At 57.2% G+C, this 25285-nt stretch carries 25 protein-coding genes; 9 read left to right on the top strand and 16 right to left on the bottom strand.

Translation table 11 applies throughout. The annotated features are described in order from the left end of the window. Positions 1 to 6: 6 nt before the first annotated feature. From PHF39_RS08575 to nifS, 5 genes are all read right to left on the bottom strand, one after another. Positions 7 to 435: a molybdenum cofactor biosynthesis protein MoaE gene (locus tag PHF39_RS08575; RefSeq protein ID WP_300222999.1), complete on the bottom strand. Its 429-nt coding sequence runs from the start codon at positions 433 to 435 to the stop codon at positions 7 to 9. A 6-nt stretch (positions 436 to 441) separates the two neighbouring features. Next, positions 442 to 720 carry a ubiquitin-like small modifier protein 1 gene (locus PHF39_RS08570; protein WP_300222997.1) on the bottom strand — a complete coding sequence of 93 codons (279 nt, stop codon included), beginning with the start codon at positions 718 to 720 and terminating at the stop codon, positions 442 to 444. Continuing rightward, positions 717 to 1475, bottom strand: coding sequence for a HesA/MoeB/ThiF family protein (locus PHF39_RS08565; RefSeq protein ID WP_300222995.1), 759 nt, complete (start codon positions 1473 to 1475; stop codon positions 717 to 719). Before PHF39_RS08565 ends, PHF39_RS08570 begins: the two co-directional genes overlap by 4 nt. 128 nt (positions 1476 to 1603) lie before the next feature. Further along, complete coding sequence (gene nifU / locus PHF39_RS08560) at positions 1604 to 2035, bottom strand: Fe-S cluster assembly scaffold protein NifU (protein WP_300222993.1); 432 nt, start codon at positions 2033 to 2035, stop codon at positions 1604 to 1606. Next, on the bottom strand, positions 2025 to 3218 hold the full coding sequence (gene nifS / locus PHF39_RS08555; RefSeq protein ID WP_300222991.1) for a cysteine desulfurase NifS: 1194 nt from the start codon (positions 3216 to 3218) through the stop codon (positions 2025 to 2027). Before nifS ends, nifU begins: the two co-directional genes overlap by 11 nt. Before the next feature lie 201 nt (positions 3219 to 3419). Here nifS and PHF39_RS08550 point away from each other — a divergent pair, with 201 nt between their 5' ends. Genes PHF39_RS08550 through fdhD form a run of 3 tightly spaced genes read left to right on the top strand, consistent with a single transcriptional unit; the run spans position 3420 to position 5421 of the window. Next, positions 3420 to 3761 (top strand): transcriptional regulator, encoded by a 342-nt coding sequence (locus tag PHF39_RS08550; protein ID WP_300222989.1) that lies wholly within the window; start codon positions 3420 to 3422, stop codon positions 3759 to 3761. Positions 3762 to 3805: 44 nt separating this feature from the next. Further along, positions 3806 to 4606, top strand: a complete 801-nt coding sequence (larE, locus tag PHF39_RS08545) for an ATP-dependent sacrificial sulfur transferase LarE (protein ID WP_300222987.1) — start codon at positions 3806 to 3808, stop codon at positions 4604 to 4606. Then, entirely contained in the window at positions 4603 to 5421 is an 819-nt protein-coding gene (gene fdhD / locus PHF39_RS08540) for a formate dehydrogenase accessory sulfurtransferase FdhD (protein ID WP_300222985.1), read from the top strand. Before larE ends, fdhD begins: the two co-directional genes overlap by 4 nt. 518 nt (positions 5422 to 5939) lie before the next feature. On the opposite strand, the gene PHF39_RS08535 is transcribed toward fdhD, so the two are convergent. Further along, positions 5940 to 6872, bottom strand: a complete 933-nt coding sequence (locus PHF39_RS08535) for a TIGR00269 family protein (protein WP_300222983.1) — start codon at positions 6870 to 6872, stop codon at positions 5940 to 5942. Between the two features lie 3 nt (positions 6873 to 6875). After that, positions 6876 to 7070, bottom strand: coding sequence for a MoaD/ThiS family protein (locus PHF39_RS08530; RefSeq protein WP_300222981.1), 195 nt, complete (start codon positions 7068 to 7070; stop codon positions 6876 to 6878). Positions 7071 to 7171: 101 nt separating this feature from the next. On the opposite strand from PHF39_RS08530, the gene nadA reads away from it, so the two are divergent. Continuing rightward, positions 7172 to 8092 carry a quinolinate synthase NadA gene (gene nadA / locus PHF39_RS08525; protein WP_300222979.1) on the top strand — a complete coding sequence of 307 codons (921 nt, stop codon included), beginning with the start codon at positions 7172 to 7174 and terminating at the stop codon, positions 8090 to 8092. A 4-nt stretch (positions 8093 to 8096) separates the two neighbouring features. Here nadA and PHF39_RS08520 read toward each other — a convergent pair whose 3' ends face one another. After that, positions 8097 to 8375, bottom strand: coding sequence for a hypothetical protein (locus PHF39_RS08520; RefSeq protein WP_300222977.1), 279 nt, complete (start codon positions 8373 to 8375; stop codon positions 8097 to 8099). Positions 8376 to 8441: 66 nt separating this feature from the next. Between PHF39_RS08520 and PHF39_RS08515 the strand changes: the two genes are divergently transcribed. Next, positions 8442 to 9974 (top strand): methyltransferase domain-containing protein, encoded by a 1533-nt coding sequence (locus PHF39_RS08515; protein ID WP_300222975.1) that lies wholly within the window; start codon positions 8442 to 8444, stop codon positions 9972 to 9974. Positions 9975 to 10053: 79 nt separating this feature from the next. Beyond that, positions 10054 to 11424, top strand: a complete 1371-nt coding sequence (locus PHF39_RS08510; RefSeq protein WP_300222973.1) for a hypothetical protein — start codon at positions 10054 to 10056, stop codon at positions 11422 to 11424. Positions 11425 to 12164: 740 nt separating this feature from the next. Here PHF39_RS08510 and PHF39_RS08505 read toward each other — a convergent pair. The 5 genes from PHF39_RS08505 to PHF39_RS08485 all read right to left on the bottom strand — a co-directional run bounded on the left by PHF39_RS08505 (position 12165) and on the right by PHF39_RS08485 (position 18901). Then, positions 12165 to 13466, bottom strand: a complete 1302-nt coding sequence (locus PHF39_RS08505; protein WP_300222971.1) for a hypothetical protein — start codon at positions 13464 to 13466, stop codon at positions 12165 to 12167. A gap of 522 nt (positions 13467 to 13988) precedes the next feature. Then, on the bottom strand, positions 13989 to 15587 hold the full coding sequence (locus tag PHF39_RS08500) for a PKD domain-containing protein (RefSeq protein ID WP_300222969.1): 1599 nt from the start codon (positions 15585 to 15587) through the stop codon (positions 13989 to 13991). Between the two features lie 256 nt (positions 15588 to 15843). Beyond that, the gene (locus PHF39_RS08495; RefSeq protein ID WP_300222967.1) at positions 15844 to 16944 is read right to left on the bottom strand and encodes a PKD domain-containing protein; all 1101 of its coding nucleotides are present in this window, start codon (positions 16942 to 16944) and stop codon (positions 15844 to 15846) included. 223 nt (positions 16945 to 17167) lie between these two features. Then, positions 17168 to 17401, bottom strand: a complete 234-nt coding sequence (locus PHF39_RS08490; protein ID WP_300222965.1) for a type IV pilin N-terminal domain-containing protein — start codon at positions 17399 to 17401, stop codon at positions 17168 to 17170. 3 nt (positions 17402 to 17404) lie between these two features. After that, positions 17405 to 18901: a hypothetical protein gene (locus tag PHF39_RS08485; protein ID WP_300222963.1), complete on the bottom strand. Its 1497-nt coding sequence runs from the start codon at positions 18899 to 18901 to the stop codon at positions 17405 to 17407. A gap of 471 nt (positions 18902 to 19372) precedes the next feature. On the opposite strand from PHF39_RS08485, the gene PHF39_RS08480 reads away from it, so the two are divergent. The 3 genes from PHF39_RS08480 (at position 19373) to PHF39_RS08470 (ending at position 21896) form a co-directional block, all read left to right on the top strand. Then, the gene (locus PHF39_RS08480) at positions 19373 to 20365 is read left to right on the top strand and encodes a 4Fe-4S cluster-binding domain-containing protein (RefSeq protein ID WP_300222961.1); all 993 of its coding nucleotides are present in this window, start codon (positions 19373 to 19375) and stop codon (positions 20363 to 20365) included. Then, positions 20362 to 21129, top strand: a complete 768-nt coding sequence (uppS, locus tag PHF39_RS08475; RefSeq protein ID WP_300222959.1) for a polyprenyl diphosphate synthase — start codon at positions 20362 to 20364, stop codon at positions 21127 to 21129. The genes PHF39_RS08480 and uppS overlap by 4 nt, the downstream gene beginning before the upstream one ends. A gap of 74 nt (positions 21130 to 21203) precedes the next feature. Next, the gene (locus PHF39_RS08470; protein ID WP_300222957.1) at positions 21204 to 21896 is read left to right on the top strand and encodes a hypothetical protein; all 693 of its coding nucleotides are present in this window, start codon (positions 21204 to 21206) and stop codon (positions 21894 to 21896) included. A 10-nt stretch (positions 21897 to 21906) separates the two neighbouring features. Here the strand turns inward: PHF39_RS08470 and PHF39_RS08465 are convergent, their stop codons facing one another. From PHF39_RS08465 to PHF39_RS08455, 3 genes are read right to left on the bottom strand one after another with little or no spacing between them, the layout of a single operon-like run. After that, positions 21907 to 22536 carry an undecaprenyl diphosphate synthase family protein gene (locus tag PHF39_RS08465; RefSeq protein WP_300222955.1) on the bottom strand — a complete coding sequence of 210 codons (630 nt, stop codon included), beginning with the start codon at positions 22534 to 22536 and terminating at the stop codon, positions 21907 to 21909. A gap of 51 nt (positions 22537 to 22587) precedes the next feature. Then, complete coding sequence (gene feoB, locus PHF39_RS08460; protein WP_300222953.1) at positions 22588 to 24570, bottom strand: ferrous iron transport protein B; 1983 nt, start codon at positions 24568 to 24570, stop codon at positions 22588 to 22590. Next, positions 24567 to 25283 (bottom strand): metal-dependent transcriptional regulator, encoded by a 717-nt coding sequence (locus PHF39_RS08455; RefSeq protein ID WP_300222951.1) that lies wholly within the window; start codon positions 25281 to 25283, stop codon positions 24567 to 24569. Before PHF39_RS08455 ends, feoB begins: the two co-directional genes overlap by 4 nt. Positions 25284 to 25285 lie beyond the last annotated feature (2 nt).

Here is a 25285-nt window from a genome sequence, read left to right as displayed (position 1 = left end):
GAATGCCTATTTCCGCGGCTTCCCCGCCCCGTGCCCGTGTTCACCGGGCACCCAGCGCCCCCCGTCTTTTGTGAGCTCCTTCTTCCAGATGGGGACGCTCTTCTTGATCTCTTCGATGATATAGCGGGAGCCGGCATAGGCCTCCGGACGGTGGCCGGCACTCACAACGATAATCAAAATATTCTCGCCAATGGAGAGCCGGCCAATGCGGTGGATGATGTCAACGTGCAGGAGGTTGTGGAGCCGCGTTGCCTCTGCTGCGATCTTCTCCATCTCGGCTACCGCAACGTCCTCGTAGGCCTCAAGTTCCATCTCGGTGATGTCGTCGTCCCGAACAATCCCGTCAAAAACGACAACCGCACCAGTGCCGTGCTTCTTTGCACCGGTGATGAGCGCACCGATATCCACATCCTCTTTCTGGACCCTGATCACCATCGGTGCTCACCCTCCTGCAACCGGCGGGAAGACGGCAATCTCGTCGCCATCGGCAACTATCGTTTTCCCGGCATCAGCGGTCTCCACGCGTTTCCCGTTCCGCATCAGGATCACGAATTCGCGGAACGATCCCTGCTCATCGAAGATCGCATCATAGCCTTCCTTATTCTTCTGTGCAATTCCCGAAACGAGCGCAGCAAGCGATGTCCCGGCTTTGGGCTCTGTGACAATATCCGTTCCGAGAAGTTCACGGAACCGTGCAAAAAAACGTACTTTCACACTCATTTCTTCTTCCCCGTTGTCTTGTCTGCGTCTGCCTGATCCCCGCAGGCCGGGCAGGACGGGTTCCGGCAGACCGCAATCTCCTCGGAGGTCGAGGTGAGGCCATCCCAGATGAAGAGCCGGCTGTCAAGCAGACTGCCCTGTCCGGTGAGATACTTGATCACTTCGGTTGCCTGCACGGTGCCGATGACCCCGGGCGTTGCTCCCACAACCGGGAATACTTCCTTTGGCGGTGCTTTTGGGAATATGCACTCGAGACAGGGGGTTTTTCCCGGCAGGATGGTGGTCGCCTGCCCGTAAAACCCGCGGATGGCCCCGTGGAAGAAAGGAACCTTCTTCTCCAGCGCCACGCGGTTTAAAAGATAGCGGATCGGGTAATTGTCCATCGCGTCCACGATCCCGTCGGCCCTGCCCACGAGCTCGCGGATGTTCTCTTCCGTGATCGTGGTATCAATGGCATTGATCGTGATGTCGGCATTGTACTCCCGGAGCTTCTCCAGCGCCGAGACGGTCTTCTTCTTCCCGATATCGCGGTCGGAATGGAGGATCTGCCGGTTCAGGTTGGACTGATCGACCACATCCATATCAACGATCGTGATCGCCCCGACCCCGGCAACGGCAAGGTAGATGGCGATGGGGGAGCCGAGACCTCCGGCGCCTGCGATGAAAATATGCGAGGCCTTGAGCCGTTCCTGCCCTTCTTCCCCAAAGAGCAGGATCTGCCGTTTATACCGTTCGAGCTCGCGTTCCGATAGCATGGTATCACCGTATCGCAGGCATTTTTAATGCCGTCCCCGACTCCTTGTCTCGTTGATCTCTTGTTGGACAAGGCAATTATATATGCAGTTTCGTTCCGGCAGGAATTGCCGATACCCGTTCTTTGGCGCTAATGGTCGCAGGTCATGTCCTCGTGTTCGTGGGAATGCGGATTCTTCTCCACCCACGGTTCGAGACCCTGTTTCTTCCGGTAGTCGTTGATGGCCTTGTGGATGCCTTCCTCGGCAAGCACCGAGCAGTGCATTTTGACCGGAGGAAGGCCTTCGAGAGCATCGGCAACGGCCTTGTTGGAGACCTCCCATGCCTCTTCGAGGGTCTTGCCCCGGATCAACTCGGTCGCCATGCTGCTTGAGGCGATCGCTGCCCCGCAACCGAACGTCTTGAATTTTGCATCGGTGATGACGTTGTTCTCGATCTTCAGGCAGATGTTCATGATGTCGCCGCAGACCGGGTTCCCGACCTCCCCGACACCGTCAGGGTTCTCGATCTCGCCGACGTTCCGCGGATTCTTGAAATGGTCCATGACCTTGTCACTGTACATTGCATCCTCCCTTCCCGCCCTTGTACAGGGGCGACATCTCCCGCAGGCGGGAGACAACTTTCGGCAGCACTTCGAGCACGAAATCCACGTCCGCTTCCGTGTTCGCATCGCCCAGCGTCAGCCGGAGCGAGCCGTGCGAGATCTCGACCGGCAGGCCTGTTGCCAGCAGGACATGCGATGGTTCAAGCGAACCGGATGTGCAGGCACTGCCGGTGGAGGCACAGATGCCCTCGTCGTCCAGCCAGAGCAGCATAGACTCCCCCTCGATGAACTCGAAACTGATGTTGATGTTGCCGGGTAAACGCTTCTCCGGGTGGCCGTTGAGGTGGGTGTCGGGGATCGCTCTCTGGATCCCCCGAAGGAGCCGGTCCCGCAGTGCACGGATACGCCGGGTATGGCCCTCGATATCAGCCGTCGCAAGCTCGATTGCCCTGCCGCAGCCGACAATGCCCGCAATGTTCTCGGTACCTGCACGACGCCTCCGTTCCTGGCCTCCGCCGTGGATCAGGTTGTCGATCTTCGTGCCCTTCCGGATATACAGTACCCCGACGCCCTTGGGGCCGTAGAACTTGTGGGCGGAGAGGGAGAGCAGGTCGATATTCTGGGCGTTCACATCGATTGGGACATTCCCGATCGCCTGGACTGCGTCGGTATGGAACGGGATCTTGTGTTTTTTTGCGATCACCCCGAGTTCGGCGATGGGCTCGATCGTGCCGATCTCGTTGTTGGCGTACATGATCGAGATGAGGATGGTCTTGTCGGTGATCGCCCGTTCGAGTTCGGCCGGGTCCACGAGGCCGTACTTGTCCACCGGGAGGTAGGTCACGGTAAAGCCGCTCTTCTCCAGGAACTCGCAGGTATGGAGGACGGCGTGGTGCTCGATCTTCGTGGTGATGATGTGGTTGCCCTTCTTGACGTTCGCCGAGGCAATTCCCTTGATTGCCCAGTTGTCCGATTCGCTTCCACCGGACGTGAAGTAGATCTCTTCTGGTCCGGCCCCGAGCGCTTTTGCAACCTGTGCCCGGGCAGTATCGATGGCTTTCCGGGACTCCCCGGCAATACGGTAGATCGATGACGGGTTACCGAAATGGTCGGTGAAGTAGGGGACCATCGCATCCAGTACTTCCTTCCGGACATACGTGGTTGCGGAATGGTCCAGGTAAACGGTGCGTTTCTCTCCCATGATCCTCACTGGATACCAGATTATCTGTTCTGGTCGTCTGATTACTCTTTCCCAGGTGCCGGAGAAGTTCAGATCCGGCGCGGGACTGCAATGGCCGGCTGGACAGCCCGGAGACAAGGTATTTCTGCTGACACGACCAATTCACAATTGTGAATGCAATCTATTATGTCGTGAATCTGACAAAATAAAGGTTGTGTTGTGATGGAAGCTCCCTGTCAGAAGATCGTATGGGACGTCCTGCCGGCCATCCGCGCCGCAATCGCGGTGGAGCTGGTCCGGTGCGGCGTCTCCCAAGTGGAAGCCGCAAGGATGCTCGAGATAGCTCCCTCCGCGGTATCGCAGTACCTTTCGGGAAAACGCGGGTACCGTCTCGAGTTTGAGGACGAAGTGAAGCACTCCATCGAGCAGCTGGCAAAGGATCTCCAGGAGGGCAGGGACCTCAACCTTGTCCAGCGCACCTGCGATATCTGCCGCCAGCTCCGGGAAGGCGATGAGAACCAGTGCGGCGGCACTCCCGCATCCAGTGGCCGGTGCGGGTCGTAAGGCCACCATCTCCACAATCCCTCTTTTTCATCCGTGATATTACCATGAGTATCCCAGAAAAGAAACAGGCGCTGAAAGAAAACATCCGGAAGCGCGGGTCCCTTCTCGTTGCTTTCTCCGGAGGCACTGACAGCACGCTCCTTGCAGCGCTCGCCCGCGAGGCACTGGGAGAGAAGAGCCGCTGCGTCCTCCTCGACAGTCCCGTTGTCCCGCGGGCGGAGGTGGACGATGCGAAAAAGATCGCTGCTGATCTCGGGCTTACGCTCGACATCATCGCCGTGCCTCACCTGGAGGACGACATCTTCAGCAGCAACCCGGAGGACCGGTGTTATCACTGCAAGAAGATCTCGGCCACGTTCCTGAAGCGACGGGCTATAGAACTCGGGCTGGCCTGCATTGCCGACGGGATGAACGTCTCTGATACCCGCGAACACCGCCCGGGGCTCCAGGCGTCCACGGAGGAAGGGATCGTCCACCCGTTCATCGAATGCGGGTGCACGAAGCAGGACATCCGCGACATTGCCCGCGATATGGGACTTCCAGTCTGGCAGAAACCGTCGGCAGCCTGCCTCTCCTCCCGCATCCCGTACGGCGACCGGATCACGAGGGATGGCCTCAGGAAGATCGAAGAGGCCGAGGCATTCTTGAGAGAGCGCGGGTTTGGGCAGCTCCGCGTCCGGCTGCACGGGAATATTGCACGGATAGAAGTACATAAAGTGGAGATGGGGCGAATACTGGAGCAGAAAGACCTGATTGCCGCACACCTCCGGTCTCTCGGATTCTCCTATATCACCCTCGACCTTGAAGGTTACCGGAGCGGCAGTTTAGACGAAGTGCTGAAATGAAACGGGATTCCTCTTCGAAAAAAGCAGGCGGGAACGCGGACGACACCATGTACAGGAGGCTCTCCTGCATCAAGGTGGACGGCGACACCGCGGGAAAAAGCCTCCACGAGGTCATCGAGGAAGTCCCGCTCGCCCTCTTCGTCAACGGGCGGCACGCGATGACGGCGATGATGAGCCCTGTCCAGCTGGAGGACTTCGTGACCGGCTACCTCTACACCGAGCAGATCATCAAAAATATCGACGAGATCGAGTCCATCCGGATCGAGCAGAACCGGATGAGCGTCATAACAAAGAACCTCTTCAAGGTGCTCGGGCCAAAGAAGACGATCCTCTCGGGGTGCGGCGGGTCCACCTCGTTTATCGATACCGAAAAACTCCCGAAGATCCAGTCCGACTATTCCATCACGAATGCGGATATCTGGACATCGGCTAAAGCCGTCCTGAACTCCGAACTCCACATGACAACGGGAGGCATCCATATCGTGGCACTGATTGACCGGCAGAAGGTCCTTGCCGTTTCCGAGGACATCGGGCGGCACAATGCCCTTGACCGCGTCATCGGGCACGCACTCCGGAACAAGATCGACCTCTCGAAGACCTGGGTGATCGTTTCAGGCCGCATCTCGTCGGAGATGGTACGAAAGTGCCTGATCGCGGGTATCCCCATCATTGTCTCCCGCGGGGCAACGACAACGCTTGCCGTGGAGACCGCAGAGAAGACCGGCCTCACCGTTGTCGGGTTTGCGAGGAGCAGCAAGATGGTGATCTATACGCATGCGGAGCGGATCACCGGCGCTGCACCCGCCCCGCAGTGATTTGTTTGACAACTCATGAAAATCAGAATGTTTCTTTTAAGACTTGTTTTCTCATAATTCTATCAAGAAAACCCACTTCAAATGAATAGATCGCCCCCCTCTTGCGCCACCAGAGTCGGAGAGCCTGATGGCTCTTCTCCAGCCGGCTCTCATTCGAGAGCGGTCTTCCCCCGAGGGGGACGGGGCGCATTGTGATGCCTCGGCATTACCTTTAAGGAGTACTTCGACAAAGAGTTGTTTTCATTAAAAGAAATTGATGCCGCCGCGGGGAGTCAATCATCGCATCAGCGAGGATTGACTGGAGAAGGTTTCAACCTTCGATTTCGCCCTTCGGGGCATCGAACCTCAAGGAGGTGAGATGGGAGAAGAACGCGAAGCGTTCTTCGACTTCGGCGGCCGTTCATCACAACCGGGGGTATGGGGGCATCAGCTCCCATCATCAATCTGGTGTCGAATTTTGAGTACAAATTTGTCACTAAATAAATGATTAACGCTCCTCTTCTCTTGTAACGCGGAGTTTATCTCAGAGTTTTTTTCAGCGTACAGAGCTGGCAGATCTCCCCACTGCACGGGTCGCCGCATTCCCGGCAGCGGTGCACGGCCTCATCCTCCAGGAGCCCGCCACACTGTGCCTCGATCTTCGCCTTGCTCTTCATCAGGTTGAGCATCGTGCCCGGGTGTCTTGATTCAAGGGTGGCAAGCATGCGCCGCACCTCGCCGCGGAGGGCATGCACCGCGTACGGGCACTCGGGCAGGTCCGCCCACATCCCGTGCAGCATGAGATAGACAGCGATCTCCTTTTCCGAAACGAACATCAGGGGCTTGATCCGCGGGATGAACCGCCCCTGTGAATCGCTGCCGGAGTCCCGCACGAGCCGGGGCAGGTCGCCCCGGAGCACGTTCATGAAGACCGACTGGGCCTCATCGTCAAGGTTATGGCCGGTGGCAAGTTTTGTTGCGCCGGCCCGCTCCGCTGCAACATTCAGTGCCTTCCTCCGCAGGATCCCACAGACGCTGCACGCCTCCGGTTCCCGCCCCGCAAGGAACGCATCGAGCGTCCCCCCGAAGAGATCCGGGAAGGAGACCGTCAGGTGCGGGAGGGCGTAGCGGGCGACCAGCGTATCAGCCGAGCGGACGGTATCCTCGCGGTAGCCGGCAATCCCTTCATCGATGGTGATCGCGGTGAGCCGGACCGGGCCCACGCCGGGCAGGACCTTTGAGAGGATCACCAGGAGGGCCGTGCTGTCCTTGCCGCCGCTCAGGGCAACAGCAACGTGGTCGCCGGGCGCGATCAGGTTCCTTGAACGGATCGTCTCAAGAACGCGCCCTTCCACGTCAGCAATGAAATGGTTTTTGCAGAAATGGCGGCCGGTTGTTCTCTCCCGGTAGACCGCGGGTTCACCGCAGGTATCGCAGCGGGGAGTTATACCGTGTCCTGCGGTGTGCACCACCGTTCATCCCCCGTGCGCGATCCGGATGATCCGGATCTCATCATCGTTCCCGACAACCGCATCTTCCGTAACGAGCATCCCGTTCCGCGAGACGATCACCTCGATGGGATCGAACCCGAGCTCGCTGAGGAGCGCCTCCACGGTCACCGGGCCAGGCCCGGCATCGCGGCGGCATTTGTCCGGAAGGAGGATCTTCATAGCCTTGTGAGGTACTGGGCGGGCCGGATGCATAAATATCCGGGTGTGCCGGCCGGGAGCATCGGTTTAATAGGAATCTGCGATGAACAGGATACAGGATTATGGACAGGTTAGCAGGTTCCGCGGAGATCACAGCGGAGATCCAACGGCTGAAGGAGGAACAGGACGCGATCCTCCTTGTCCACAACTACCAGCCTGACGAGATACAGGATATTGCAGATATCACAGGGGACTCCCTCGAACTTTCACGGGCAGCGGCTACACGCGAGGAGGGAGTCATCGTCTTCTGCGGCGTTGACTTCATGGCCGAGACCGCGGCGATCCTCTCCCCGGAAAAGACCGTCCTTTTGCCCGCGGAGGATGCCTGCTGCCCCATGGCGCAGATGATCAGCGCTGCCGAGCTGCGGCTTGCAAAGGAGCGGCACCCGGACGCTGCCGTGGTCTGCTATGTCAACACCAGCGCGGAGGTCAAGGCCGAGAGCGACATCTGCTGCACGTCCTCGAACGCGGTGAAGGTGGTCAACTCCGTTAAGGAGGACGAGATCCTCTTTGTCCCGGACCGGAACCTTGGCCGGTACGCCCAGCGGTTCACGAAGAAGAAGGTCCTCCCGTGGGAAGGGTTCTGTATCGTCCACGACCGGATCACGCCGGCGCAGGTGATGGCGGTGAAAAAAGCTCACCCGGATGCCGTCCTGCTCGTCCACCCCGAGTGCCGGCCGGAGGTCATCGACCTTGCCGACCACGTGGCAAGCACGTCCGGGATCATAAAGGAGGTAAAAGCCTCAAAAAAGAGGGAGTTTATCATCGGCACGGAGATCGGCATCCTCTACCGGCTGAAAAAGGAGTGCCCGGACAAGGTGTGCTTCCCGCTCGATGACAAGGGCGTCTGCCGGAACATGAAGAAGACCAGCCTCGAAAAAGTCCGCGACTCCCTTCTGACCCTCCGGCCCCGCGTGACTGTGCCGGACGATGTAGCTGCCAGGGCACGGGCCGCGATCGAACGGATGCTTGCCCTCCCGTAAGGGATCACTTCTTTTCCTGTGCCTTCAGCTGCGCCATAACCTTATGGTAGGTCTCCTCGCCCACGCACTCCTTTGCGTACTTGCACCACTGGACGCAGGAGATGGTGTCGTTGTACACCTCGAACCCGCAGGTGCTGCACTTCACGGAGACATCGTTTGAGAAGAGTTCGACTTCATCGCCGCACCGGGGGCATTTCTTGATGGCGAGCGTCGGGGTGCGGAGGTTCGCGGCACCGGGACAGTGGTCGAGCATGGCTGGATCTGCCAGAATATCTCGTGCCAAAGCAGATGAAGCCAGCGATCAGGACAGGAGCGGGACTGCACGGGAACCGGCCGGGGAAAGATGTATGTGGGCAGTCACCCAACTATCCGGCAGGTTATGGCCGGAAATCCCCTGATCTCCACAATCAAGTGCATTGCCGGGACCCGGCGCTCGTTCCTGCTCTCGGAGATCGTACCGTACCTTGACGAGCCGTTGCCGGTCGATGAAATGTACCGGGCTATTGCACCGGAACTGCCCCGGCTTGGTCTTACGGCAACACCACGGGGCCGGGATGTCGAGATCACGAAACTGGTCCCGCCCCAGCCGTACCTCCTGGACGATGGCGGGCGCACGCGTACCGGCGCATTCCTTGAGAAGAGGGAACTGCCCCCCGCCCTTGCCACGGCAATCGAACAGTACATCACGAAAAAGGTGGGGAAGCCCTGGGATGACCCGGTCACGCTCGACCGGCTCCGGAAGGCGATCACCTCCCAGAAGGATGATTACTGGAAGCCGCTCCACAAGCGATCCCTCAGGTATACGAAAGGGTACAGCGTGCTCGGGTACCTTGCCTATCACTTCCCGGTGTATTTCCTGCAGACCGAACACCTGCTCTTACGGCTTGCAGGAGATGGATTCATGAAAAAGTCGATGACGGTCCTCGATGCCGGGACCGGGCCGGGCGTTGTCCCGCTCGCTATCGCGGACTTCATCTCCCGGCTTGACGGGGTGAAGGCCTCGGTCTATTCCATCGAGCAGTCGGAGGAGCATATCGAGGCGTTCCTGTACCTCAGGGATGCATTCGTGCCGCGGGGAGGGCCGGTATCGGTCAAGCCACCGAAAAAAGCGGACATCCGCGAACCGCTCCCCGCATCCCTGCCGGAACGGTTCGACCTCATCATCTTCTCCAATGTCCTCGGGGAGTTCGCGGGGCGGGATGGAGATGCGCGTGCCGCAATTGTCAGCCGGTTCGCGGAGCGGCTCGCGCCCGGCGGGGCAGTTGTTATCATCGAACCCGCTGATGAAGAGAACTCCACCCGCATGCGGACACTTGCCGCCAGCCTTGAGCCTGCCGGGCTTTTCGTGCACTCCCCCTGCCCGCTCTTCCGGGGCACTGCCTGTAAAGCTCCGCGGTGCTGGAGTTTTGCCACTGCGCCTGCCATCCGGCCTACCCGCCTGATGGAGACGCTTGCCCGGTGCGACGAGCCGTACCGGTACATCAACACGGACATCAAGTACAGCTTCGCAGTCCTCCGGCGGGCCGGGATACGCCGCGAGGGGGCCCGGGGGGTTCCCTTGACACGGTTCCTTCTTCTCTCGAAACTGCACCTCCACGAGGGAAAACGGGTGAACACGATTATTGCAAAGATGAGCGCTGAACTCGGCGATGCAAAGAACCACCTCTTCAAGGTCTGCGACGGCACCGCAAAAGCGCCGGTCTATGCCGTGCTCCCGGCGTTTCACCGCACGGAAGGAAACGAGGCCCTGATCTCTGCCGGCTATGGCTCCGTGCTGGAACTCCGGGGCGTACTGGTCCGGTACAACCGTGCCCACGATTCCTGGAACCTTTTCGTGAACCGGAACACGGAGGTGCGCGAGGCTGGCGGGCACGGGGAATAACGCCACATGCCCCGCCACACTGCAGAGATTATTAGGATGAAGGGGTACAGTAGGTACTGGTAATATCCGGCAGGCGACCATGGATACTCCGGGCAATGAGAACGGGGATGCGGTTATCCACAGGACACAACGGCTGATCATCAACGGTATCGGCTACGAAGCCGTCTTTCTCGAAGGGCGGCTCATCCTGACCAGCGAGGATACCGCAATGTCCCGGCTGGAGATCCCCTACCAGGACATCACGCTTGCTTTCGCGGAGACCAACCGGCTCCGGGAGCCTGTAATCCGGATCACGTATGGTAGTGCCGACGGGGGTATGCGCGGGGTCGAGCTGATTTTCATCTTCCTTGCCGCGGGAAGGAACATCCAGAACCGCGACCGGTGCCTTACCGTCCTCGAAAAGCAGGGCATCCCGGTCCGCCCCGATCCAACGCCTGCAGATTACTATTCCCGCGCCCGGCGGGAGAGGATGGATGCGGGAACGCTGGATACCGATGCACCCACCGGCCGTCCGGCCGTCCCGGAATGGACGGTATACGGCCCTGCCCAGAGCACACGGCAGGCCCTCCCTGACGAGCCAAAACCGGTATCCCCGGCCTTCACCCTCATTGCCATCGTCATCCTTGCAGCGATCATGGTCGTGGCCATGGTCTCGCCAATACCGGAACCGGGGCCACAGCCCTGGGAGAAAGCTGCCCTCGCAAAGGCCAGCGGTACCCCTTCCCCGACGCCAGCCCGGACGCCTGTACCGGTTCTGTCACCCGCACCGGCTGCCACACCGTCCGCGATTACCGGCACAGCGCAGGGCAATTTCAGCACAATACCGGGAAACGGCATCTGGGTGAGGATCACGTACCCGGGACAGTATACGGGATTCCTCTCAGCCGGGGCATGGCGCAAAGACGTGAACAGTTACGGGACGCAATGGTACCAGCTGCCGGTAAAGAACACCACGGTTGACGGGTTCATCGAGAAGGGCGACGGGTCCGGGCAGAGACTTGAGGTCTCGATGTATAACGGGGGAACCCTTCTCGCCCGGCGTGAGACAACCTCACCAAGGGGGATTGTGGAGATGCATGTATCTGTCGGGCCCGCCCTCATAGGCCCGGACGTGAAGGAGATGCAGGCACCGGTTGTTGCGGAACCCCCGGCACCCGAAGCCGGGCCTGTCCAAATCACGGTGCCCGATACCGGGGTCTGGGTGCAGGTGAGCTACCTGGGGGATTATTCCGGAACGATCAGTTCGAACGGCCAGGTGCGGGCGGTCTATGGTAATGGGGACCAGATCTTCCAGATGGTGATGAATCGCGGGACCATCGACGCGACGCTGGAGAAGGCAGACGGGAGCACGAGACTTCTGGAGATACGGGTCTATAAGGGCGGGGTGCTGACCGCGATAGCGAATACTACCGTGCCCAGGGGGATTGCAGAGATCCATACAACGGTGTAAGATACCTGACCGGATTCCCATAGATTTCAGTCAGGGCTGCCTCCAAAAAGGAGAGGGAGTGCTCTCCTGAGTTTCTTATCCTGCCAGCCGTACCCCGTTCAGGAAGCGATACCGCGCTTAACCCTGCGTCAGAGACTCGGATTGCAGGATATACTGTGAGGTGTAGCGGACGGCCAGATCCTGCCCCGCGTATATCAGGATAGCAACGCGGTTTGCAGGAGTCCTGTACTTATCACGGGGTGAGCAGCAGCTCACCCTGGTTTATGCCTGTTTTGATGCATTGTTCCCTCCTCCTCATAAGAGTTCAGGTTTTTCACTGGTTCAGGCTGTGAAACCAACAATTACGATTATGAACAGGGGAAGGATAGTGTTGGATCTTGAGGATAATTGGATAATGACGTTACCAAATTCGTTTTCCGTGATACGGGTGTCTTTCAGGGGATGGCTCATAACCCCCTCCTTTTTCTATCTTCTTCCACGGGAGAAGTTGCCGTTTGGCTGGGTTACTCGCTGCTCTCTTCAGTGATTTTTCGGACGGAACGCTGAGCTGGTATAAGAGAAACGGATACTTGTGGGAAAATCGAAGATGCTCAGAGGATACTATCCTTTTTGCTTTTGAATAATCGCGCTCATTTATAGGGAGATTAAAAAACGACCCGATTCCCTGAAACCATCGCTAATGGTGCCGGGATCTGGCAGAGAATTGATTACGGATCGTCCCATCGTAGCCTGGAACGGGATTACAGGTAATCAGGAATGCCGGTTACCTTCACATCGTCACACCAACCTCTGTCATTAGTGTTGCTTCCCCACATCGCAAACCGTATCCGGAAGTTGCTGGCCTGGTTGTTGGCAGCAGTGGGCAGTATCCCGCTTGTGTAGGAGGTAAACGTGGTAGAACCCGTATATGGACCTGTAAATCTGGTGATATCGGTATACGATCCCCCCGCATTCGTTGAATATTGAGCGGCAAAACCCTCGCTGGTGGTATCCAGGGATTGTGCTCCCAGGAGATATGACACAATGATATCCGAATAACCGGTAGTTGGGACAGTCCGATAAATACCCTCATCAGGTCCTGGATAAGCAACACTTCCCCGGAATCGAATGCTATGTGTTCCACTTACCGGTGCATCAGTCTGCCAGTCAGGACTACCTATTATGGTCCACCCATTATCGGCGGGAGCAAGCAGATCAAACGTGTCAAAGAATATTTCCTGACGTGGATTCGGTGCAAACGTGACGCTTATTGTATGATCCTCCTGCACGTTGGTGAATGTGTAGGGGGATGTTATCTTCGGGGGATAGGTTGTTGTTATACCGTCAACTACCAGTGTTTGAATGTGGTATTTGATCGAGGGTGTAATCGTGTATTCCTGGCTGCCGCCATAATTCACGGTTGTTACTCCCGCAGGTGTTATCGCTCCGTTCGCTCCGCTGCTCGCCGTGATCGTATACGTGTTGATTGCAAACGTGGCCGAGATCATCCTATCCGTGGTGACCGGGAGGAACGTGTAACTGGTCACAGCGCCCACAGATGTCCCGTCAACAAGAACATCCGCCACGTGATACCCGGCGTTTGGCGTTATAGTGTAGGTCGGTGTAGCGCCGTAACTGACCGAAGTCGCACCTGGAGGTGCAACAGCCCCGTTCGGGCCGGCAGATGCGGTGATAACCGGGTTTACTGCAAATTCTGCATAGATAGTATGGCCCATGGTAATCGCGTCAAAGGTATAGGTTGAAATGGCACCCTGCGAATTACCGTCAACTTTCACCTCGGAAATCCGGTATCCGGCATCCGGGATGATTGAAAACGTCTGGCTCCCGCCATAAACAACCGCCACGGCACCAGAAGGCGAGATGCTACCTCCCTCCCCGGCACCTGCCATGATTTTCAGGGCCACCGAAGGGCCCGGGACTCCCCCAAAGTCAGCTGACGACAACAGCGCATATTTCGAACCTCCGTCCTGCGTATACTGGACCTGAACATTCTTCACATCGACCCCGGAAAACGTCAGGGATTCACCAGAAGACCATATCATATCCGAATCCGGAGGAAGTTCAGCCGGCTGACTGTCGAGCATAACCCTGAAATCGCTGTACGGGAGCGGATCCCCGCCATTATGGAGGATCTGGACAACAATTCCGGTATTCGAGATTACCGTCTCCAGCGCCGGAATCTTCTCGGGAGGGGGTTGGGAGAGGAAAAAACAGAGATGATCGCGATGGCTGACACTGTAACCGCAATCAGCATCACGGCACTGATTGTTTCAGACACGCCGTTTTCGTGAGTTCTGACCATTTCTGTCTTGTGCAACACAGGTCATCCGACCGCTTTGAAACTATGGATTATTGTACTGTTGTGGTATTAGAACAGGGGGTATAATATTCTTCCATTTGTAGTAAAAACAGAGAACCCGACGGGATGCTGGTTTATCTTCCGGATATACCTCCCAATATGCAAAAACCGGCAGTACCTGCTGTATCAGGTTTCCCCAAATAATACCCTGTGCGGGTGAATTGATGAGGGAAATTTATGAATAAAAAAAGAGGGGGAGTAATCCCTAAAACGGATAATCTTCCGTATCAGCGATATAATCCTCAAGATCCTTGAACGTGATATCGGTTCCACCGGAGGGAACATAAAGGCCATCGCGAGCGATGATAACACCTTCAAAGGAATCCCCGGCGATTGTTACTCTCCCTTTCGGGGCAAACAATACGCCGGAAACATGACTTCCGCCACCCATAAGGGTAATATCCCCGTCCGCTGCGACAATAATCACGTTGGACACGGTTCCTATTAATGCTGATGTATAGCCAAAAGGCGAATAGATCTTCGTATTGGAGCTCAGCAGGAGGTCGTACGTGTATCCTTCCTCTGCGTACCAACTGGCGTCCTTCGCTGAGGGAATCGGCAGATCAGGCATGGTAACTCCTGGTACGCTATCCACGTGGATGCATTTTGATTCTATTGAGGGTCTCGAATAATAGGCAGGTTTTGTCAGCTCTCCGGTATAGAAGACCAGCGCATCGTCGCCAAACACGGTACCCCAGCCCAGGTTTACATCTCCATCTACGGTCACAGTATCCCGGATAGTCGCACCTGCAAGGTTGGCATTACCTGAGATGTTCACATTTCCATAGATCATGTGACTCCCGCTGGCGATGTTGAAATCACCGTTCACAGAGGTATTGCCGATCTTGCCGGGATATCCCAGACTGGCACTGCCGGGGCCCAGGTAGACATCTCCATCGACATAGATGGTTTTGATCGCGATAGCCGCGTTCATGTTCATTTCGGTTGAGAGTAAAGACCCCGTTATAACGACCGTGGCATCTTCACCAGTAATCGTATCTCCAAAGAAGAATAGCTTTGTCCCATATACAAAGACATTCTCGTTACTGACGTATTCGGCAAAAGACAGTACATGGATGTAGTCCACCTTTGTTGCCGTGCTGGTTATACTGTAAGTGGTATTTGTCACAGTCAGGATGACCGTGTAAATCCCTGCATCGGGATAGGTATACTGCGGGCTTGGCACTGACGAGGTACTCCCATCACCAAATGCCCAGCTCCACTGGTCAATTGGCCCGGTAGACAGATCGGTAAACAGCACGGGAAGCGGCAGGTAGTCGCTCGTCGGATTGCCGTAAAAATCCGCGGTGAGAACCGGGAGTGTCGGTGTCGTAACCGGCGTTGTCGTAACCGGCGTTGTCGTGGTAGTTGTGCCAATACCCGCAGAAGTTGTACCTTCCCATGAAAGGAGGACACGCCCGGATGAGCCACCGGTATATATGATCTGAATGGCTCCCGTAGGGGCCGGATCTGCCGTGTAAATAAGGGTATCACCAATCATCCATTTGGACCAGCCATTTCCATCCCTGAGAACGAACGAGTTCGTCCGATCAACACCGTCCACCATGATCTTCATCTGATCTTTCTGGAGCGTATCCCCACCATTATGGAAGATCTGGATGGTATTTCCGGTATTCGAGATGACCGCTTCGAGTGCCGGGATCTTCTCCGGAGCAGGTTGCGACAGCAATGCAACCCCAATGATGGCAACGGCTGCACCAACCACGGCTATGAGCATTACTGCGCCAATCACTTCAGATACGCCATATTCATGGGTGCGAACCCTTCCTGTATGCTGCAGCACAGGTCATCCGACTCAAAGGATAATAATCTATTATAGTACTGTTGTGGTACTAGAAACGTGTTGGTATCTGAAGGTTCCCTTTTGGCAATTTTATAACAAAACCCGGGAATCAATACCAATCAGGATACAGTCCTCATACCCCTTGTGAAGGGTATTTGAACATGATTTTTATCGCCTGACGATTGAACTGCCCGACCGGCCCGAATTCATCTTCACATGAAGATGAAAAATAAGTGTCTCCTCCCGATACGAGCGATTAGAACGGATAATCGGCCGAATCACTGATATATTCGTCCATATTTTTGAACCTTACCGTAGTTCCACCACTCGTGACATAGAAGCCATCCCGGGCGATCACCACACCTTCGAAAGCCCCACCGTAAAAAGTCACCTGTCCATTCGGGGCAAATAACACGCCACTCACCGTGCTCCCACCAAGCCCGGTCAACGTGATATCGCCCGTGCGGGCAACGATTACTACATTATATGCTGATGGCCTCCACGAATCGGATGTAATACTATCTGCAAATACCTTCAGATTGCTCGTCAGAGTACCCCCGGAGACATACCCCCTCGCATCGTACCAGGCCTGGGCCTTCGTCGAAGGTAACGGCAGGTCCGGGATGGTGAACCCCGGCAAGGTATCCACATGGATACAACGGGAGTTATCCCCACCGGGCGTGATGAGACTGCCGGTGTAATAGATATATGAATTCGAGTCGAACGTCGGTTTCCAATCATCCACGGTGAGATCACCATCCACCGACACATTCCCATGGATCTTCGCTCCGGTCAAGGTTGCATCTCCAGCAACATTGACTTCCCCATAGAGGTTAGCCTGACTCTTCAGATATCCGTGGATATATGTATTACCGGGTTGGGGTTGATATCCCAGGGCTATATTACTCGCACCCAGATCGGCATCCCCATCAACATATATCTTTGAGACATTGATTTTGGCCCCGCCATCAAGTTCAGTTGAGAGTAACGGGCCCATGAAGACGATCGTGGAATTCTCACCGTTTATTGTATACCCTCTGAAGACCAGTTTGGTTCCATATACAAAGACGCTCTCGTTACTGACGTATTCGGCAAAAGACAGTACATGGATGTATTTCACCTTTGTTGCCGTGCTGGTTATACCGTAAGTGGTATTTGTCACAGTCAGGATGACCGTGTAACTCCCTGCATCGGGATAGGTATACTGCGGGCTTGGTACTGACGAGGTATTACCGTCACCAAACGCCCAGCTCCACTGGTCAATTGGCCCGGTAGACTGATCAGTAAAGTGCACGTTACGCGGCAGGTACCCGCTTGTCGGAGTGCCGCTGAAATCCGCGTTGAGAACGGTGGGCACAGGGGTTGTCGTTGTGGGGACAGTGGTTGTGGTGGTTGCCGTTGGGGTGCCGGCGACAGTGGTAGAGTCCCCCCATGACTGGAGGACACGCTAGGACGAGCCACCGGTATAGATGATCTGGATGGCTCCCGGAGGGGCCGATTCTCCTGTGTATACAAGGGTATCCCCGATTATCCAGCGGGACCAGATATTCCCATTCATGAGAACGAACGAATTCGTCCGATCAACCGTCCACCATGATCTTCATCTGATCTTCTTGGAGTGCATCGCCGCCATTGTGCGTGATCATGACAGTATTACCAAGGAGTTTAATCTCAGCATGCAGGGCGGGAATCTTCTCCGGCGGGGGCTGGGAGAGGATCGCCACTCCCGCGATGGAGACCACCGTACCGATAACCGCAATCAGGATAACTGCTCCCAGAACTTCAGAGGCTCCGGAGTGGTTATCGGTCTTCACGGTTTATCCGCCTACGCCATACAGCAGGGCCGTGTAGGTTGCATTCGATGCAATCACGTTGATGTCGTATTTTTTCACGGGATTTGAGTCGTAATCGGTACCGATACGGATGTAACTCTCGGTTCCCGCGATACCGGTTTCCCAATGGGGAATGCCGGCAACCATTGCGGTGTAGTCAAAATAATTCTTCCACATCCCCCGGGCCTGTTTATCGGAGGTATTGACAGCAATCCGGATCCATTTGGTATTCGCTTTTCCCGCAGCATAGGGAAGATTGTAAACAGAGTCGAGGGTGGTCTTGACCTGGACCGGGCTGTTGCCGCCGACAACGCTGCCGCCGTACGGATTGCTGATACTCACGGCATTGATGGTTACCCTGGTAACGGGCCTGCTGGGATCGGAATTATCGCGGGAGAACGAGATCTCCGGGGGAAGTTTGTACGTATTGTTGCCATCGACCTGGGAGAGGAAGACCCCGCCCATCTGGTAATAATACTCCTGGGAGAGCCAGTAGTGATTCTGGGACTGATAATCGATGGCTCCCAGCGTGATAGGAGTGATCTGATACGTTTTTTCAATGAAATTATACGTAATATTTCCCGTTGCCGTCACAGATCCCCGGGGCAGATCCGTCTTGAGACCGATGGTTTCACCCGGGGTGATCGCTGATCTCAGCCCGTATGCCGGATCCATGAGATCAATGGCGTAGGTAGTGCCGGCCTTGACATTCCGATATACCGGGTAATTCTCCATCGTGACGATTCCGCCCCGTTTAAGAGAGAGGGTGAGATCAGTGCCAGTGTAATTGTATGCATTAATAGCGACAAGACACTCATTACCTCCCAAGTTTATGGCCGGTGTTCCATTAGAGGTCGGACACGTTTGCGCAGGGATTTTAGAGTAATATTGATAAAAAGTCGATTGAGGTGTGAGATTCACATAAGCAGCCCACGAAGTTTGATTCACCGTTGCCCCGAACCGTTTGCTGGCTGAAAGATCCGAACTCTGAATACCAGAAATATTAACAAAGACGTGGCTTGGCGTATAATTGACCGTTGCCGGGAGATCCTCCGAGGTACGGGAATTTGTATTCAAAGAATCCACAATAAGCGACAGTGAGGAGATGTTCAGCGTCTCAGGTACCGTAGTCCGCCGGTTGATCGAGAATGTCCCCCCGGAACTCACCGGGTTCATGATCGGGATGAAACCCAGGACTCCCCCTTGGGTATATCCACCATCTGATCCAAGCGAGAAGGAGTTACTCAGGGTTGTATCCACTTTATTATTGGTGGACAGGGAATCGAGCCCGATCTTATAATCGATAAACTGGTCCTTGACCACGCCCATATGCAGAATCTCGTTCTCGCGACCCTGTGCCGGAACACCGTACGTCAGGTAGAGCGAAAAAACCGCCATGAGAAGCGCGATGATCAGGACAAATCCGACCACCTCAGACAGTCCGGCATCCCGGTCTCCTCCCGCACCACCGACTTTTTTCATCTATTAAATCGTGTATGGCTCGGCTTATAAAAGTACCCGTCGTGAGATGCAGGGCAGCACGATACGGGGGCGGGGCCGGCACATCCACCATTCAAAATGAGCCAAAGGGGGTCGGGCGGGGTACTGATGAGCACTTCATGATTTGAGATCGGGACCCGGTATTCCCCCTTGTATGACGTAAAACACAAGCCATTTAACCATGCAGGACCGAACGACCGGCCGGGCCAAAACATGTTTATCCCTCCCGACCCCCCACCACATTTTTTCCAGAAAAACCATATCTCTATCGTAAAATACTACCGGAATCCGGTAATTATGTGGAGGGGGTCGGGAGGGAAAAAACTGATCTCACGGGGGGTCGGGCCGTACTTTCCGTTCACCCGGAACTGCACAGAAGGGTTTTGAATCTCACCCGTCAAACAGTATGATCACGTTTACGACCGGAAAAGCCGGTCCGGGACTGGTACAATCGTGACCCTATCACAAGGCTGTGTACTCTGCCACCAGGGCGCAAAGATGGTGCTCTTTGTTACGGGACGCTGCCACCGCACCTGCTGGTACTGCCCCCTCTCGTCCGAGCGGAAAGGGACGGACACGGTGTACGCAAACGAAGTCCCCATTGATGCCCCGTCGCAGATCATCGAAGTCGCCGAGACCATGAGCGCGCTCGGCACGGGTGTCACGGGCGGCGAACCGCTCCTCTGCCTTGAGAAAGTGACGGAATACTGCCGGATGCTCAAGGACTATTTCGGGACGGAGCACCAGATCCACCTGTATACCGCAAAGGCCCCTTCAGACAGCGAACTGGCGGAGATGCAGGGACTCGTGGACGAGATCCGGCTCCACCCACCCCGCGAGTGCTGGGACACAATCCTGGACTCGGACTTCATCCGTTCGGCACAGCGGGCAAAAGAGATGGGATTTGATATCGGGATCGAAGTGCCTGCCCTCCCCGGGCTGGAACTCCTCATCCCCGCGCTCCCATACCTTGACTTCCTGAATATCAATGAACTCGAATGGGGCGAGACCAATGCGTACGCCATGCGGGAGCGGGGCTACGATCTTGCCGACGAGCTCCACAATGCCATTTACGGCGCCCGCGAATGGGCGGAAGAACTCGTGAAGCACGATAAGGTCCACTGGTGCTCCTCGGGATTCAAGGACTCGGTCCAGCTCCGGGAGCGGCTGAAGCGGATCGCAGAGAACACGGCCCGCCCGTTCGACGAGATCACCGACGATGGCACCATCGTGTACGGTATTGTCGAGCCGGAGGTTGGGGAGCGGGAGGCAGTTCTGCGGTTCTGCCGGGAACGGCTGGACCCGGACAGTTTCGAGGAATCGGCGGATGGCATCGAGATGGCCTGGTGGCTCCTCGAAGAACACAAAGACGGGATGCCCGGGAAGAAGTGCGTGATCGAGCGTTACCCCAACCGGGGCATGGTCGTGGAGCTGACCCCGCTATGAACCTGCAGGGCATTCTCGAACCTCTCTACGAACAGCAGCTCGTGCGGCAGTGCCGGCACATCCCCAATCATGTTGCCATCATCATGGACGGGAACCGGCGGTACGCAAAGATGCTCGGGCTGGATACGGCCTCCGGCCACCGCGCAGGTGCCGACAAGACGGAGAAGATGCTGGACTGGGCACACGAACTGGGCATCCGGCACGTCACGCTCTACACGTTCTCGACCGAGAACTTCTCGCGCGAGAAGAACGAGGTCGGGTATCTCTTTGCTATGTTCCGGGAGAAGTTTTTGAGTGTCCTCACCGATGAACGGGTAAAGAAATACCGGATCCGCGTCCAGATGGTCGGCGACCCGTCGATGCTCCCGGACGATTTGAAAGAGGCAGTCCTTGCAGCGGAGGAGGCCACAAAGGAGCATACCGGCTTCTTCCTCAACATCGCCCTTGCCTATGGCGGGAGGAACGAGATCGTCCTTGCTGCCCGGGACATCCTGGAAACCGTCAGGAAGACCGGGGCCGACCCCGATACCATTGATGTCAGCATGGTCGAGGAGCACCTCCACCGCGGCAAGGGGATCCCCCCCGTTGACCTGATCATCAGGACGGGCAACGAGTGCCGGACCTCGAACTTCCTCCCGTGGCTTGCCGCAGGGCACGAGTCCGCGGTCTACTTCTGTGCCCCGTACTGGCCGCTCTTCCGGAAGATCGACCTGTTGCGGGCCATCCGGATCTATGACCAGCGGTGTGCTGCAAAGAGTTCCTGAAAACCCGGCGCACCCATCGTTCCGTAATCGCGTACTCTATCTATCTTGAACAACAGATCAGGAATTGATCGTTCATGACGGGAAAGAAGGGAGAGGCTCCTACAGGGGGCCTGACCGGTATCGCCATCCGGCAGGATATCCTGAGGCAGGCGCAGGTATCCGGCCTTGACATCGCGGAGATCTGCAACCGGGCGCTTGCCCATGCAACCGGGATTCCATACACTAAAGAGGGCGCAGAACCGGAAGAGCCCCCCGCGCCCGTGATTGTTGCAAAAGACGGGGCCGCTGCGAGAGCACCGGGCGCCGCTTTGGCATCATCTCCCGATAACCTCCGCCCGGTCATCAACGCGGACGACCCCCGGGCTGCTTCAGCGGTAAAGCAGGTACCCCGGCCGGCCAAAAGGACTGTTCCCGCAGCATTGCCCGGGCGGGCCCCGGTACCAGAGAAGTCCCCGGCAACCCCGCCCCCTGCCGCCAGTGCTCCCGTAAAAAAAGAGAAAACGCCGGCACGGAAAAAACCGGCAAAATCCGGAAAGGGGCAGGCACTGAAACGGTTCATCACCGAGGCGACCATCCGCGGGGATACCGAAGACGATCATGTGACAAAAGAGGCGCTCTACCAGGCATTCACACGGTGGTGCCGCGAGCACCGGATCACCCCGGTCCCGGAGAAAAAAACTGTTACCGTTGCCCTCAAGAACCAGTTCGCCATAAAAGAGAAGAGTCTGGACGGTGAACCGTCCTGGATTAACATCCGGCTCCGGTGATGGGCCGCGATTATTTACCGAACCGCCGGATCCGCGCCTGGTAGTCCCGGAGGATCCGGAGGAAGTCCACCTCGCGGAAGTGCGCCCAGTTCACGTCCGAGAAGAAGAGCTCGGAGTACACGGACTGCCAGATCAAAAAATCCGTGAGATGGTCCCCGCCGCTCTTGATCACGACATCGGGAGCATACTGGAAGGTCAGGTAGGACTCGATCACCTTCTCATCCACGGTCTCCGGAGGAACATTGTCCCGTGCCATCTTCCGGATGCACTCCGTAATCTCCTCCCTGCCGCTCTTGCCCACGGCCACGACAACATCCATCCCGCTCCCGCCGGTCTCCTTGCGGCTGCCGGCATGGAGGCTCAGGTGCGCAATCGTGCTGATCTTCCGGATGGCCGGGAGGAGCACGTCGATCTGGTCGGGGTCCTTCGTCGCGATATGGAACATCAGGTGGCATATCCCGTGAGCGCCGGCCGGACCATGCCGTGTCACGTGCGCCGAGATCGCGTTGCACCACGAGGTGACAGCAAAGAGCGAATCGGGCGCGCCGGCAAGGTCTTCCCCGCTGATCATGAAACAGACCTGTTCCGGCAGGTCCACAATCTGCCGCCTTAGCAGCTGCGCGTAGAGCCAGTAGATCATTCTCACTTAGGTATAGCCTGCCCAAGGTAATTAGGCCTGATGGTGGCCCGTTCAGAGGAAGGGGCCGATAAGGTGGAAGACGAGTGTGCCGAGCGCGATCGCAAGGCTGGTCTCGAGTGCCGTGATCGAGAGCGCCGCCTTCCACCCGAAATCCTTTGCCAGCGCAAGGATCGTGGAGATGCACGGGGCATAGAGCAGGGTCACGAGCCCGAAGACGATGATCTGGATTGGGGTGAGGACATCTGAGAAGACGGTTGTCCCGAGAATCGCCGCAAGGGCAAGGATGGTCATCTCCTTCCGGATGATGCCAAAGATAAACACCACGCCGGTCACAGCCGGGAGGCCCAGCAGGATGACGGTGACGGGATAGAGTGCAGCATTGATGGGCTCAAGGAGCCCGGCTGCATAGGCCCCGGTGATGACGATGCTGCCGATAATATAGGCCGGAAGCACGATCCCGATGAGCGACCGGGTCCTCTGCCAGGTCTGGCCAAGTACCCCTTGCAGGTGAGGGACATGGTAGTCCGGCATCTCCATGATCATGCCCACCGATTCGCCGGGCAGCAGCCGGAACGCGAGCCGGCCGAGGACCACGATCAGGACAAAGACGAGCAGGTACAGGGCAAGCGCCCACCAGATATTCACAAACACCGCAACAACGCCAAGGATCACGATGGTCCGGGCCGAGCAGGGGATGAGCGTGACCAGGAATGCCGCAATCAGTTTCTGCTTGGGGGCTTCGATGATCCGGCACGAGAGGCAGGCAGGCACGGTGCAGCCAAACCCGAGCACGAGCGGGATGATGGCCTTTCCGTGCAGCCCCATGCGGTGCATCCCCTTGTCGAGCATCAGGGAGAACCTTGTGAGAAAACCGGAGTCCTCGATCAGGGCAAGGACAAGGTAGAAGGGGATCACGTAGGGCACGATCAGCGTGAGGGCGGCCACAAAACCCGTCCAGGCACCGTTGAAGATAATCTCGGGAAGGGTTCCCGTGATCAGCGGCTCGACCGGGGCGATACCCGAAAGGAACTCCGTCAGGACACCGGAGATCCAGGCACCGATGACAAATGTCCAGACAAGCAGCCCGCCGATCGTGGCGGCAAGGAGGAGATACCCAAGAACCGGATGGAGCGCAATGCGGTCGACCTTCTCGGTGAGGGAGACCTCGTTGTCCCCCGGCGGCCGGATCTCCATCACGCTTGCGGCCAGCTCTTCAGCAGCATGATACCGCTCTGCGCTCATGACCGTTGCTGCCGGTTCCCCGTGTATCTTCTCCAGTTCGCGGCCCGATTCAAGGGCGGCGGCAGCCACGTCCAAAGAATGCTGCCGGACTTCCCAGACCGTGTCAGGATCGCCTTCCAGCAGCTTGATCGCCGTCCAGCGGGGCGGGTAGCCCCCCGATCCTTCGGGAAGCAGGGCCTGGATGCGGGCGATCCGGTCCTCGACCTCTTTCCCGTACCGGATAATCTTCGGGCGGGGGCGGGAGCTGGTTGCACTCACGATCGCGTCCGAGAGTTCCGCTATCCCCTTTCCCTGGATCGCCACGGTCGGGATGACCGGTACGCCGAGGAGATCTGAAAGTTTCCCCGCATCAAGGACAATTCCTTTCTTTGCTGCAAGGTCCGCCTGGTTCAGGGCTATCACGAGCGGGCTTTCCAGTTCCGTGAGCTGGAGCGTGAAGAAGAGGTTGCGTTCGAGGGCTGAGGCATCCAGCACGTTTACGACAACATCCGGGCGGTCATGGGCAATAAACTCCCGGGACACCTGCTCTTCAGTCGAGAGCGCGGTGATCGAGTAGATGCCCGGGAGGTCGATGACCCGGATCCGCCGGCCCCGGTGCTGGAGGAGGGCTTCGGCGCGCTCGACTGTCTTGCCCGGCCAGTTGCCGATGTCCTGGTCAACCCCGGTGAGCTGGTTAAAGGTCGCGCTCTTCCCGACGTTGGCATTACCGGCAAGGGCAACGACATATTCCGTCTTTGTGTCAACAGGGGGGTGCAGGATGTCACACCCGCTGCAGTTTTTGCACCCGCTCATCTGCTCTTCTCACCACAGGGAGTGACAAAGATGTGATCGGCGATAGCATGGTCGATTGCCAGCTTTGTCCTCCGGACAGCAATCTCCACCGGCCCGAGAAGGGGGGCCTTCCTGACCAGCTGGATCTCGGTTTTGAGGGTGAGACCAAGATCCGTCAACCGCTGGACAACGCTGGTATCGCCCCGGATGAACGCGATGGTCCCTTTCTGACCGGGAGCAAGGGAGGTGACCGGGAGCAGCGGTTCCTCGCGGGCGGGAGCGGGCGGGGCCTGCCCTTCATCGAGACAGGCCGAGCAGCTCTCCACCTTCCGGTCGCAAGCCTCGATCAGGCTGCCGTGGGGGCACCGGGCCGGGGCATTGAGCAGCTTACAGAGCGCACACTCCGTCTCGTCCGAGAGGGTGTGCTCCATTTTACAGGCTTCGTCATGGACATTATCCCTGGTGATATGGAGCACATCGGTTAAGAAGACCTCGAGGAGCCGGTGCCGGCGCTTCACCTTCCGCGCCATCTCCCGGCCCCGCTCTGTCAGGGTTGCCCCCTTGTAGGGCTCGTACTTCACGAAGCCTTTATCGGAGAGGGCCTGGAGAGCCTCCGTCACGCTCGCGGGCGCCACCTTGACACACTTGGCAATCGCGGATGTCCGGGCGATCCCGTGTTTCTCCTCGATGTCCAGAATACTCTCGAGATATTCTTCCAGTTGCTCCGACGCCATCC

This window comes from Methanoregula sp., from assembly GCF_028712425.1.
GTDB lineage: Archaea > Halobacteriota > Methanomicrobia > Methanomicrobiales > Methanospirillaceae > Methanoregula.
This window is presented reverse-complemented; position numbering and strand designations above follow the sequence as displayed.